Annotated in this window: 7 protein-coding genes and 3 pseudogenes; all 10 read left to right on the forward strand. The window is 47.9% G+C overall.

Annotated features, from left to right (window positions below; genetic code table 11):
• The first annotated feature begins 65 nt into the window (after window positions 1-65).
• The 10 genes and pseudogenes from ASL14_RS20015 (at window position 66) to ASL14_RS20060 (ending at window position 13684) form a co-directional block, all read left to right on the forward strand.
• Window positions 66-301: pseudogene (locus ASL14_RS20015) on the forward strand (DUF454 family protein).
• Window positions 298-2172, forward strand: coding sequence for an ABC transporter ATP-binding protein/permease (locus ASL14_RS20020; protein ID WP_223264049.1), 1875 nt, complete (start codon window positions 298-300; stop codon window positions 2170-2172). The pseudogene ASL14_RS20015 and the gene ASL14_RS20020 overlap by 4 nt, the downstream one beginning before the upstream one ends.
• The gene (locus tag ASL14_RS20025) at window positions 2165-3820 is read left to right on the forward strand and encodes an amino acid ABC transporter ATP-binding/permease protein (protein ID WP_134913192.1); all 1656 of its coding nucleotides are present in this window, start codon (window positions 2165-2167) and stop codon (window positions 3818-3820) included. Before ASL14_RS20020 ends, ASL14_RS20025 begins: the two co-directional genes overlap by 8 nt.
• 293 nt (window positions 3821-4113) lie before the next feature.
• Window positions 4114-6614, forward strand: a pseudogene (pulA, locus tag ASL14_RS20030) (type I pullulanase).
• Between the two features lie 232 nt (window positions 6615-6846).
• Window positions 6847-7487: pseudogene (locus ASL14_RS20035) on the forward strand (50S ribosomal protein L25).
• A gap of 281 nt (window positions 7488-7768) precedes the next feature.
• Window positions 7769-9265, forward strand: coding sequence for a methyl-accepting chemotaxis protein (locus tag ASL14_RS20040; RefSeq protein WP_134913193.1), 1497 nt, complete (start codon window positions 7769-7771; stop codon window positions 9263-9265).
• Window positions 9266-9451: 186 nt separating this feature from the next.
• The gene (locus ASL14_RS20045; protein WP_257721128.1) at window positions 9452-9772 is read left to right on the forward strand and encodes an LD-carboxypeptidase; all 321 of its coding nucleotides are present in this window, start codon (window positions 9452-9454) and stop codon (window positions 9770-9772) included.
• Between the two features lie 51 nt (window positions 9773-9823).
• Window positions 9824-11485: a sensor histidine kinase gene (locus ASL14_RS20050; RefSeq protein WP_269465360.1), complete on the forward strand. Its 1662-nt coding sequence runs from the start codon at window positions 9824-9826 to the stop codon at window positions 11483-11485.
• On the forward strand, window positions 11482-12246 hold the full coding sequence (locus ASL14_RS20055; protein WP_044647226.1) for a LytR/AlgR family response regulator transcription factor: 765 nt from the start codon (window positions 11482-11484) through the stop codon (window positions 12244-12246). The genes ASL14_RS20050 and ASL14_RS20055 overlap by 4 nt, the downstream gene beginning before the upstream one ends.
• A 190-nt stretch (window positions 12247-12436) precedes the next feature.
• The gene (locus ASL14_RS20060; protein WP_134913194.1) at window positions 12437-13684 is read left to right on the forward strand and encodes an L-lactate MFS transporter; all 1248 of its coding nucleotides are present in this window, start codon (window positions 12437-12439) and stop codon (window positions 13682-13684) included.
• The last annotated feature ends 137 nt before the right edge of the window (window positions 13685-13821 follow it).

The raw sequence follows: 13821 nt of genomic DNA on the forward strand, positions 1-13821 counted from the left end.
GGATTACAGTGAAACCGATCTATGTTACCTTAGGGTTTCTATTTTTGGCGCTTGGAGTGATTGGCGTGGTAGTACCGTTGCTGCCGACTACGCCGTTTTTGCTGCTGGCAGCCTTTTCTTTATGCGGGGGTCTGAACGGATTCACCAATGGTTTTCGAATACCTCTTTGTATCATAAGTATCTGGAAAGCTTCGTCCAAACGAGATCGTTGAAGCTGTCCACGAAAATCACCACTCTGGGATTGGCGTCAGCCATGCTCATTACCGGCTTTATTTTAACCCCCCAGTGTGGGCCAAAGTGATTATCGCGTTGGTCATCCTCTTCAAATATTATTACTTTATATTCCGGGTCGGAACGGTGAGAGGCACTACAGGGGAAACTCCATCCCCAACTCCATCTGTAGCTGCACTTGCTGATACCACGAAGAAAAGGGCTAAAATGGTCGACAGCCGTCTGCTCGGTCTGGTGGAGCATTCCCGAAAATATATCGTTTTGGGTGTGCTTGTGCAGTGGATCGGTCTTTTGGGAAGTATAGCCGCTGTTTTGTCCATGTCCTTTGTTTTGCAACAGGCATGGACGGGACAAGTTACCCGTAAGCTGATTCTATCTGTGACGGCCATTGTCATTGCTGCGATTGCAGTCCGATGCTTGTGCAATTATGCAGCCAGTATGCTGTCCTATCGGGCCTCCGTGAATGCCAAAAAAACGCTGCGCTCGCAAATTTACGGCAAGCTGCTGAAGCTGGGGCCGGCGTATACGGATCATACCTCCACGTCGGGGGTTATTCAGGTTGCTGTAGAAGGAGTGGAGCAGCTTGAAACCTATTTTGGCAGATACATGCCCCAGCTATTTTACAGTCTGCTTGCACCCGTAACGTTGTTCATCACACTATCCTTTGTCAGCTTCAAGGCTGCCATTATTCTGTTGATCTGCGTTCCGCTGATTCCGGTGTCGATTATAGTCATTATGAGAATGGCTAAAAAGCTGTTTCGAAAATATTGGGGCAGCTATGTCAATCTGGGCCACAGCTTTTTGGAAAATGTACAGGGCCTGACCACGCTTAAAATATACGGGACAGACCAGGAGAAACATCAGGAAATGAACACGGCTGCCGAGGATTTTCGTAAAATGACAATGAAAGTACTGACCATGCAGCTTAACTCGGTGGCAGTCATGGACCTTATTGCATTTGGCGGTGCCGCTGCTGGTGTTCTGGTCGCAGTGAGCGAATATTCGGTTGGTCATATCGGCTTGGCGGGAGCGCTGATTATTGTGCTGCTATCGGCGGAGTTTTTCATCCCGTTGCGCCTGCTGGGCTCTTACTTTCATATCGCCATGAACGGGATGGCAGCGAGTGACAAAATATTTCAAATTCTGAGTACAGAGGAACTGGTACAAGGAAAAGAAAGCATCAAGACTACCGATATTCGACTGGATCAGGTGAATTTTGCCTACGACGAAAGGGACACCCTGCGAAATATATCTATGGAAATTCCTCAGGGCAGTTTTGTTTCCATTGTCGGGGAATCTGGCTCTGGTAAAAGTACAGTAGCCGGATTAATCGTTGGTCATCATGAGGGTTATCAAGGAAGTCTGACCGTTGGAGGAACCGAGCTTGCCGCCATTTCAGAAGAAAGCCGCATGCGGCATATGACCTGGATCGGTTTCAACAGCTATATCTTCAAGGGCACGGTCGAAGCTAATTTGAAAATGGGCAATGAGCACGCGAATGAGGAACAAATGCTGGAAGCCTTGCGGCAGGTGAAGCTGTATGACTTTGTTCTCTCGCAGGGAGGACTGGAAGTAGAACTGGAGCAGCAGGGAGCGAACCTGTCAGGGGGACAGCGCCAACGGCTAGCGCTGGCAAGAGCGCTGCTGCATGATAGTAGCGTGTACATTTTTGATGAGGCTACCTCTAACATAGACAGTGAGAGCGAGGAAGGTATTATGGAGGTTATACATGCGTTGGCAGGCAGAAAAACCATTATTCTCATCTCGCATAGACTGGAAAATGTTGTCCAATCCGACCGTATTTATGTGCTGCAAAACGGCTTGGTGGCAGAATCGGGAACGCATCATGAGCTGTTGAGCCAGCAGGGACATTATGCGGAGTTGTATCTCAGTCAACACCGGGTAGAGCAGTTTGTAAAAGGGGGTGCTGTATATGCGTAGACACGGATTACGGATCATGGCCCAATTACTGGTACTGGCCGGGCCTCTTTTACCAGTGCTACTCATAACGATTGTTACAGGAGTGCTTGGATTTGCTTGTGCTATTGGCATTATTGTCTATGGAGCCCTTGCCCTGCTTACAGCAACGGGCATCACGACAGGCTACAGCATGACGTTTCTGCTCACGGCCATCGTGATTTGTGCTGTACTGCGTGGGGTGTTCCGTTATGGCGAGCAAATGAGTGGTCATTACCTCGCCTTCAAACTGCTGGCTGTGCTGCGTGACAAGGTGCTTCAAGCCCTGCGCAGACTGGCGCCAGCCAAGCTCGAAGGCAAGGACAAAGGAAATCTGATCTCGCTGATTACGAGTGATATTGAGCTGCTGGAAGTGTTTTATGCACACACGATAGCGCCTGTTATGATCGGCATCATCACTTCACTGCTAATGGTATTCTTTATCGGTTCTTATGAGCCTCTATTAGGCTGGCTCGCTGCGCTTGCTTACATAACAGTCGGCCTGTTCATTCCCTTGTTAACGTCACGTATGGGCAGACGGCAGGGTATGGAATACCGTAGCAGCTTCGGTAAGCTGAGCAGTTATTTTCTGGACAGCCTGCGTGGCATGAAAGAAATCGTGCAATACGGACACGGGGAACAACAACTGACGGAAATTAACCGTCGTACGGATCAATTGGATGCCAAGCAGAAGAGCTTGAAGCATCATGAAGGTATCACAAGAGCGATAACGGATGCGGCGGTCGTGGGATTTTCATTTCTGATGCTGCTGGCTGGATTGTATGGTATGTCCAAGTTGCAGGTCAGCTTTACAGGGATGCTTGTTTCCGTCATTGCCCTGTTTAGCTCGTTTGGCCCAGTAGTTGCGCTTAGCAATTTATCCAACAATCTGCTTCAAACGCTGGCGAGCGGGGAACGAGTGCTGAGTCTGCTGGAGGAAACCCCGGAGGTCGAGGAAAATTTCGGGGGAATGAGCGTTGCCTTTACCGGGGCGCAGGTGGACAAGATAACTTTTGCGTATGAGGATCAGACGGTGCTGGATAATGTAAGTCTTACCATCCCGCACAAGCGGATTACAGGTATTCAAGGGAAAAGCGGCTCCGGCAAGTCCACTTTGCTCAAGCTGCTGATGCGATTCAGGGACCCGCAGCAGGGCGGGATTTTGCTGTCTGGACATGATTTGAAGGAAATTGGAACGAAGCATTTGAGAGGTCTGCAAAGCTATGTGGATCAGGATACGTTCCTGTTTGATGATACGATTGCGGCCAATATTAAAATTGGAAAACCTGATGCTACGCATAAGCAGGTTGTGGAAGCAGCCCGCAGGGCGTCGGTGCATGATTTTATTATGACCTTGCCTCAAGGATATGACAGCCGTGTCGGAGAATTGGGGGACAGGCTGTCCGGTGGTGAACGTCAGCGGCTGGGGCTGGCCAGAGCCTTTGTTCATGATGCTCCGCTCCTGCTGCTCGATGAGCCTACCAGCAATTTGGACAGCCTGAACGAAGCGATCATTTTAAAATCGTTAAAGGAACAGCAGCAGGATAAAACAATTGTCCTTGTTTCCCACCGAAGCTCCACCATGCGGATCGCAGACGATCTGTTTCAGATGGATAACCGCAGGCTGTCCTGATTTTTTGGCCGTTTTTAGCGTGTATGTGAAGGGTTAAAGGGAATTATTTATGGTGCTTGGAGGGCTGCTGCTGTAGCCTGTTCATAGTTTTGTCATAAAATGGAGTGTGCGTGTGAAATGAAAGCAGCATCCGTATTTGAAATCATCCGACTTTTCAAGCTTGTCTTATTTTGATAGCCTAGTAGGTAAGGATTTTTGCAAAATCCTGAGGTATATTGACAAGTCGTAAACATCATAAATGATGGATGAACAGAGGCTGAAAGCCGATGTACAGAAATGGGTGGTGAACAGGAATGTCTGATTTCAATCAACTCAAGGAGCTTGAGCACACAACATATCCCACATATGAAGGCCATGATTTGGGTCTTACTTATACGCCTGCGGGCAGCATGTTTAAAGTATGGGCACCGACTGTAAAGCAGGTCCATGTAGCGCTGTATGACAACGCTGGATTGTACGACCAGGAAGGTAACGTTCAGGACCATAGCGGTGGCCGGGAATTTCCGATGAGCTGTGATGAGCGTGGTGTATGGTCCGTAGAGCTGGAAGGCGACTGGAACAAGTATTATTACATGTACAGGCTGGAAGGGGCAGACAGTACCCTTCATTATGCCGCCGACCCTTATGCGACAGCGGTATCAGCCAATGGACAGCGCACGGCAATCGTTGATTTGGCTCAAACCCATCCGGACGGATGGAAAGAGGATGCTGGACCCACACTTGCCCGGGCTACGGATGCCATTATATATGAGCTTCATGTGCGTGATTTTTCAATGGATACACATTTTAATACTGGAGAAAAAGGCTTATCTGCCGCACAAGGACGGTTTGCAGCCTTTACGTATACGGGACTAAAAGATTCGGTGGGCAACAGCATCGGACTGGATCATTTGCTGGAGCTGGGCATTACACATGTCCATCTGCTTCCGGTAGCTGATTTCCATACGGTAAATGATTTTGCGGAACAGGGCACGGAATATAACTGGGGCTATGATCCGCAGCACTATAATGTGCCGGAGGGATCTTATTCTTCCAATCCGGCTGACCCGGAGGCACGTATACGGGAGTTGAAGCTGCTGGTGCAATCCCTGCATACTGCTGGCATCGGTGTCATTATGGACGTCGTGTACAACCATACTTTCTCGGTGGAAAAAGGGCCGTTCGACCCTGTTGTACCGGGTTACTATTACCGTACGGATGAGCATGGGCAGCTTTCCAACGGCTCGGGTGTGGGTAATGAGGTGGCAAGCGAACGCCCGATGGTTCGCAAGTATATCAAGGATTCGCTGCGCTATTGGGCAGAGGAATATCATATAGACGGCTTCCGTTTTGATCTGATGGGACTGATAGATACGCCGACTGTAGAGCAGCTTACACAGGAGCTCCGCTCTGAGGTTCGTCCCGATCTGCTTATCTATGGAGAGCCTTGGACGGGGGAGAATCCCCGCAGCCTCTGCTGACGTTAAAAGGAACACAACGGGACAAAGGCTTTGCCGTCTTCAATGACAACTATCGTTCTGCTATTAAGGGTGACAGTGATGGTACCGCAAGTGGCTTTGCCACGGGGGCATGGGATCAGGAGGAACTGGTGCTTAAAGGTGTTTTTGGAGCTATTCATGATTTTACAGCCCAACCTTCGGAAACGGTCAATTATGTCACGGCTCACGATAATCTCAATCTGTGGGATAAAATTTTGACGGTGCGGCATTTGCGGGAACACTGCGGTTTTCCTCAATGGGAGCAGGGTCAGCCGCAGGATGGGAGAGCGGCCGAACAAGCCGTGGTGGAAGCAGACCCGTACCGGGAAGTGAATGAGCATGATTTGCTGGGGAATGAAACCGTACGCAAATCCTTGCTGGCAAACGGCATGGTGCTGACCTCCCAGGGCATTCCCTTTATTCATGCAGGTGATGAACTGTTGCGCTCCAAATATGGAGACCATAATAGCTACCGTAGTGTGGATGTGGTGAATGCTATTCGCTGGGAGAACAAGGCGAGATTTCGTCCCGTATTTGATTACTATCAGGGACTAATCGCTTTACGGCGCAGTCATCCGGCATTCCGGATGGATCACCGGGAGCTGGTGGAGCAGCATATGGAAGTGCTGCACAGCAGTGGGCATGTGGTAGCTTTTGCATTGAGGCACCATGCTAACGGCGATGCCTGGAATCAGATTGTGGTGATTTATAACGGCTCGGATACGGAGCAGACGATACTGCTGCCTGCGGAATCGGATCGCTGGCATGTCGTTGTGGATGCTCACGGGGCTGGAAATGAGATACGGTATGAAGTAGCAGGCCATCGTGTGACCGTTTCGCGCTGGTCGATGATGGTACTGTATGATCAGGAGGAACCCGCTCAGCCATCCTTTTTGACCGGACAGGATCAGACTAACGAGCTGGCGGAGAACGGATTGGAAGGTTCGGATGAGGGAACAGACCAAGAAATCGCAGGTCACTACGAAGAAGCGGCGTTGTATCGCACCATTGAGTTGATTTACGAGCGTGCGGATCGACAATATTCCGGTTGGAATGTGTGGGTATGGGGCACCGGATGCCGGGACGGACATGTAGAATTGAGTGAATTGGATGACGGTCGCGCAGTAGCGCGTATTCAAGTGGCTCCTCATGTGCGGCGGATCGGCTACATCATCCGTCTCAATCAGTGGGATGCCAAGGATATTGAGGCCGATCGGTATATTGATGTAGACCTGAACCGATCTGTGATGCAGGTATTGATTCACAGTGGCAGAGAAGAATATTTGCTGTTGGTCAACGACAACCGGGCGGGATAGCTTTATAGGGTTGGTTGTCTTTCGTACATTGAATAGCATTTTTCGATTATTTCGAGAGATGCTATTTTTTTATGCAAACGTGTGTCATTTTCAGAAAAAAGGGGTAATATAGAATTATGGACTTGTTTGATTTTGCCAGCTTGCTGGCTTATACCTTGTAGTGCGACTGGTGAACAGGCAAGATTCTTGAGGAATAATCATTTGTAAGGTAACCTGAAGGAGGTTGTATATCATGAGTTCTAATGGAGGAAGTATTCAACTGACCGCCCAGCCGAGAACAGAGAAGAAGGGTTCGGCACTTCGTGGATTGAGGTTAAAAGGACGGATTCCAGCTGTGGTTTACGGCTCTGAGCTTGAAGGAACCCCTGTACATGTCGATACCAAAGAATTTAATAAAGTAGTCAGAACCGGACGTTCGGAGGTGTTCAACCTCACCGTAGAGGGTGGAGAAACCATTCCGGTCATCATTAAGGATTATCAGCAACGTGACAACCAGTGGTTGCATGCCGATTTTTGAAAATTTCCAAAAACAAGCCGCTTCGCGTGCGTGTTTCTATTGATTATCAGGGTACACCTGTAGGTACAAAAACGGGCGGTATTCTGCAAATTCAGGAAAACGAAGTCGAAGTCGAGGGTCTTCCTGCTGACCTGCCATCTACCATTGAGGTGGATGTATCCGCACTGGATGTCGGTGACAAGCTGAGCGCGAGCGACCTGAAACTTCCTAAAGGAGTAACGTTGCACGTTCCTGAGGAAGAGTTGCTTGCTTCCATTATCGTTCCGCGTGCGGTTGAGGTGGAAAATGCTGCTGTGGCAGGCGATGCAACTGCAACAGAAGGTACAGAACAGGCTTCCGAAAACAAGGAATCCTGATGCTGTAGGTCATCGGATAGATGAGTGTCTTCCTGCTGAAGACGGCTATTTAAAGATAAATCTAAAATCGCTCCCTGATCAGGGGGGGCGATTTTTTGCGTTTAAATAATATGCGATTACATCCATCTAGAGATGATTTTATTATTTGGTAATTAAAGGTAGAGAATAACTATTGTACGATCTCGTTCAATACGCGTTCTGATATGTCGATATATAAAGTAAGGCGTTTACATTTTCTTTTATAAATACCTAATATATATCTAAGGAGCGCGTACACAATTATGGACAGAATGACTGAATTGTTGTGGCAAAGAAACAAATTGGTGATCTTTGTTTTTTGGATTATGGCCTTGAGTGGCATCGTCCCGGCATTATCTAATCCCTCGATGTGGGTGTCTAATGGAGTAGGGTTTGTCGTCGCAGCGGTTATGACGATTTTGAATATTAAAAAGAAAGGAATTCGTCTCATTCCGTGGGTCACCACGTTTTTTAGCGTATTGGTATGTATATTTTTGAATTTAACGAGCGTCGAGGTGGTCACCACCATATTGATTTGCTCTTTATTTTTATTGTATCCGTCTTACCGATATTTTCTGGTTGCTATGACCTTAAATCTGTGTAATATTTTTGTGCAGATTTCGATCGGTACGCCCGCAGTTCCTCCTGCTACCGGTTCTTTGCGCTATGTTCACGAGTTTATAATTGTTTTATTAATTGGGTTTTTGCTGTTAGTGGTATCGATATTGAACCAAAAGCAGTTTCAAAAAAGTGAAGAGCAAAATAAAGATATTAATGCGACAAGGCAACGTATTGAGTTTCTGTTTGAGCAAGTTAGACAAGCTGTGGCTGGATTGTATAGCTTTACCGAGCGTTTTAGAAATCAGGTAGATGCCACCGGCATTGTGACGAATGAAGTCGCTATCGGTTTTCAGGAGGTCGCCAAAGGTGTAGAAATGCAAGCTTCGAATATCACCGAGGTTACGGATAACTTGTCCCATTCGGATCAGCATATCCGTGATGTCGCAGGTCATTCCAGAGAGCTGAAGCAGCTATCCGAGGGTACTAAAAATGCGGGAGGAAAAGGAAGCAGCCAGCTACTCGCATTAACGTCCCAAATTTCCGATTTGGGTCAGGTTATGAGCCGTACCAAGGAAGAATTGGATGAATTTAAAGTACAAAGTGATAACATGTCTGCCATGCTTAACGATATTACTCGAATCTCGAAGCAAACGAATTTGCTCTCCCTAAATGCATCCATTGAGGCCGCCAGAGCAGGGGAGCATGGCAAAGGATTTGCCATCGTGGCCGGAGAGGTGCGTCATTTGGCTGAAATGGTAGGCAGCACCTCGGTGGCGATGGAGGGCATTTTGACCCAACTGAGAACTCAAATGGATTCGGTTGTAAGTCAATTTGATATCGGCCAGCAAAGATTACAGCAAAGTATGGAATCGGCATATTCAACGGAAGTTGTACTGGAAGACATCTTGCAAAATGCCAACAAAGTGCTGCTTCAGGCTGTGGATGTGGAAGCCAGCACGACCAGTATGCAGCAATTTTCATCTCAGGTTGTTCAAGAGATGACGGAATTTGCAAGTGTAACGGAGCAAGCCAGTGCGGCATCGGAACAAATATTAGCTGGTGTAGAGGAGCAACGGAACATAACCTCCAACATGGTGGCTAGCTTCGGGGAGTTGGAGACGCTGATTATCCAATTGAAAGAGCTGGTGCAGGAAAAGAATGAAGACAGTAGTCATACCACAACCAGTAAAAGCAAGTAATCGAAAAGCTTCATTAACGGGCTAGTGCGCCGGGGAATATCGCTATTAAGCGGTAATCCCCGGTTTTTTACTGCTGTATGAAGGAGAGGGGAAATGGAGAGCGTATTTCTAAAAGCTATAATTTGATGGAAGTTGATGGTATAATTTGTGGCAGTTTAAATGCTTCGTATATAGGGGGGAATGACCATGATCATAGGAAAGCAAGCGCCCAAACTAAAGGCTGGAGACGAGATACCCATTCTTTCGCCGTCCAGAAGTTTGTCTATCGTTTCCGAGAAAAATCGTCTAATTGCCCAGCAAAAGCTGGAGCAACTCGGGTTTGCGGTGAGCTTTTCGCAACATGTGCTGGAAAGCGACGATTTTGCATCTTCTTCAATAGAATCCAGAGTAGCAGATTTGCACGAAGCTTTTGCCGATCCGAAGGTGAAGGGCATTCTGACTGCCATTGGCGGGAAGGCGAGTATCCGTGCCCGGAATGACATGATTGATCTTGAAATATGTGAATAGTGAGAGTGGTACAAGGCTTGATGAATGGGTTTATATTTGGGAGGAACGCATGTGAACGGCTTTTTGGAGATGCTGATGCAGCTATTTGAACGCGCAGCGTTGTTGCTGATTTGTCTATTTTTTATTACTCGTATTCCCCGGTTTAAGGAGACCTTGCAAAAGAACAGTCATTCCCCGGCAGAGCTGACGCTATTAACGATGATTTTTTGCATGTTTGCGCTGTTTGGCACGTATACCGGAATCGAAGTGGAAGGATCGCTCGTCAATGTCCGGATTATTGCGATTATGGCGGGTGGCATCTTATTTGGACCGTGGGTCGGGATTATTACGGGTATTGTATCGGGTATTCACCGTTATCTGATTGATATCGGGGGAGTGACCTCGATTCCGTGTCTGATTACGAGTATTCTGGCAGGTGTGGTATCGGGATATATCGGGCGCCGGGTCGACCGCTCCAAGAGGTGGCTGGTCGGTATTGCCGCCGGGATGATCTGCGAAACATTAACGATGCTCCTTATTCTGGTGATGGCACAGCCGTACGAGCTTGGTTTGGACATCGTTTCAAAGATCGGTCTGCCGATGATTATCGGGCAAGTCAGCGTCGGTCTGATCGTTCTGCTGATTCAGAGTGTCGAGGGGGAAAAGGAAAATATCGCGGCCAGACAGGCCAAGCTGGCACTGGATATTGCCAACAAGACGCTGCCTTATTTTCGCTCCATTAATGCTGAGTCGTTGCATACGATTTGCTCGATCATTAAGGAAGATATCAAGGCCGACGCGGTGGCGATTACGGATACTAGAGATGTACTGGCCTACGTCGGTTTTGGCGAGGAACGTTATCATATCGGCGACGAGATCATTAGCGATGTGACCAAATCGACGATCCGCAGCGGTAAAATCACGATTCGCAACCATATTGCCGACGATAAAACACCCCAAATCCAGTCTCTGCTCATTATCCCGCTGGAGGAACGGGGAGAGGTGACCGGGACCCTGAAAATTTACTACCGCAAAGCTTATAAAATTACGTATCCGTTGCAAACGATGGCGATTGGCTTGTCCCAAATTATTTCCACATTAATGGAAGTATCGCGGGTGGAGCAAATTAAGGAAGCGGCGAATAAAGCCGAGTTGAAGGCGCTCCAGACTAAAATCAATCCGCATTTTCTGTTCAACGCGCTGAACGCCATTGCCTCTACGACGCGCACCAAGCCGGATAAGGCACGAGAGCTGATCATTAATTTGTCGGGATATCTGCGTTATAATTTGGAGCTGAATGATGATTTGATCGAAATTCATAAGGAGCTTCAGCAGGTGTCTGATTACGTGGAAATTGAAAAAGCCCGCTTCGGGAACCGGCTTCAGGTGGAGTATGTGATGGACGAGGTGTCCGTGCGCATTCCAAGCCTTATCATTCAGCCGTTGGTTGAGAATGCGATTAATCATGGAATTCTCAAGAAAAAGGGACCGGGTACAGTGACCATTTCCGTAAAGGATCGGGGAGAAAAGGTGCGGATTTCTGTGGCAGATACAGGAGTAGGCATACGGGATGATGTCGTGGATAACCTGTATCATGATCGGGTTCCAGCCAAACAAATTGGCTTGTATAATGTGCATAGACGACTCAAGCTCATGTATGGAGAAGGGGTTATTATTCTCAAGCATGAGCAAGGCACCGAAGTTTATTTTGACATACCAAAGGAGCAGTCATGAAGGCCATCATTGTAGAAGATGAAATTCCGGCGCGTGAAGAGCTGGAGTATCTTATTCAGACCCACAGCCATATTGAAGTGACGGACAGCTTTGAGGACGGGCTGGACGTGTTCCGTTTTTTGCAGGACCATGAGACGGACGCTATTTTTCTCGATATTAACATTCCTTCTCTGGACGGGATGCTGCTGGCGCAGAACATTAGCAAATTTGCCAAAAAGCCTTATATTATTTTTACGACCGCCTATAAAGAGCATGCCGCGCAGGCTTTCGAACTGGAGGCATTTGATTACATCCTCAAGCCGTATGATGAAAAGCGGATCGCCGCCATGCTGCGCAAGCTGGAAAATGCTTACGAGCAGCGGAACGTTCAGGTACAGGAGAATGCCCAACCTGCGCAGCCCCGACCTGCTGAAACCAGCATCGTTAGCGCCCCGGGCCGTATCAATCTGCTGAAAAACGACAAAATCATTGTAACGGATGCCAACGATATTTATTATGCGTGCGCACAGGAAAAGGTTACCCTTGTCTTTACAAGACATGAGGAATACACGATGCCGATGAGCATTTCGGAATTTCATGCCCGACTGCCGCAGCAGGACTTTTTCCGCTGTCACCGATCCTACACGGTTAATCTGTCACAGATCCGTGAAATTGTACCTTGGTTCAATCATACGTACCTCCTGCGCTTGCGCGGTCTGGACGCGGAGATTCCGGTAAGCCGCAGCAAGGCCAAGGAATTTCGGCAAATTATGCGGCTATAAAGGCATTTCATTCCGCTATAGGTGCATTTCATTCCTCAAACGATTTCTGGCTAACATGCAGCGTTATAATGATCCATGTAGAGAGAATCCTTACAGACTTGCTTCTCCCGAGGCGCAAAGCGTACTGGATTCCCGGTCATCATGATAACGAATTGAAGCTATAGAGCCGGAATGAAAAGAGGAGATTCATATGAAAACAAACAGCGGAAACCGTTGGCTGGTCGTGCTTGGAACGATCATCGTCCAAATGGGATTAGGAACGATTTACACATGGAGTTTATTCAATCAACCGTTGGTGGACCGCTTTGGCTGGAATCTCAGCTCGGTTGCCATTACATTTTCGATTACCAGCTTTGCGCTGGCGTTTGCTACATTGTTCGCAGGTAAGCTACAGGATAAATGGGGATTACGTCGTCTGATTTTGTGCGCGGGCGTTGTGTTGGGCGCAGGACTTATGCTCAGCTCACAGGTAACTTCCCTGTCCCTGTTGTACATTTTGGCGGGTATTGTTGTAGGATTTGCGGATGGTACGGCTTATATTACATCACTGTCGAATCTGATTAAATGGTTCCCCGAGAGAAAAGGACTCATTTCCGGTATCTCGGTTGGGGCATACGGAACAGGCAGTCTTATATTTAAGTATATCAATGGTTCGTTAATTCAGTCCGTTGGCGTATCGCAGGCGTTTCTGTATTGGGGAATGATCGTGCTGATCATGATTGTGGGCGGTTCCTTCCTGGTACGGGAAGCAGCAGTCGTGAACAAGCCTTCGGTACAAAATGGAGTTGTGCAGCGTGATTACACTGTAAAAGAAATGCTGCGCACCAAGCAGGCTTATCTGTTATTCGTCATGTTCTTTACGGCTTGTATGAGTGGCTTGTATCTGATTGGAGTTGTAAAGGATATCGGCGTACGGATGGCGGGGCTGGATGTAGCTACAGCCGCCAATGCGGTTGCTATGGTCGCTATTTTCAACACGGCGGGTCGGATCATATTAGGTGCGCTGTCGGATAAAGTCGGTCGTCTGAAAGTAGTAGCAGGTGCGCTGCTAACAACAGCGGTCGCAGTTACAGTGCTGAGTCTGGTACCGCTGAATTACGGTTTGTTCTTTGCCTGTGTAGCAGGGATTGCCTTTTGCTTCGGCGGTAATATCACAGTCTTTCCTGCCATCGTGGCGGATTTCTTCGGTCTAAAAAACCAAAGTAAGAACTACGGCATCGTGTATCAGGGCTTTGGCCTCGGTGCGCTGGCGGGTTCCTTTATCGCAGCCTTGCTTGGCGGATTCATCCCGACCTTTACCACGATTGCTGTACTGTGTGTCGTATCGTTCTTGATTGCACTCACCATCCGTACTCCGGATCAAGGCAATTTGCGCAGCCAACGGAAGAAAAATACCAACAGCATGCGCAGCATGAAGCCTGAAACGAAACTGGGTTAAAAGGGATTAAGAACAAAGTACCAGATGAATGCCAAAAGACCTGTCATCATTTCTCTGAGGGAGATTATGGCAGGTTATTTGTTTTTCCATTATTCGATTTTACGGTATAATGAAAAGATATGTAATAAGCCGATATA

Origin of the sequence: Paenibacillus sp. IHB B 3084 (assembly GCF_001447315.1) — a bacterium.
GTDB lineage: Bacteria > Bacillota > Bacilli > Paenibacillales > Paenibacillaceae > Paenibacillus.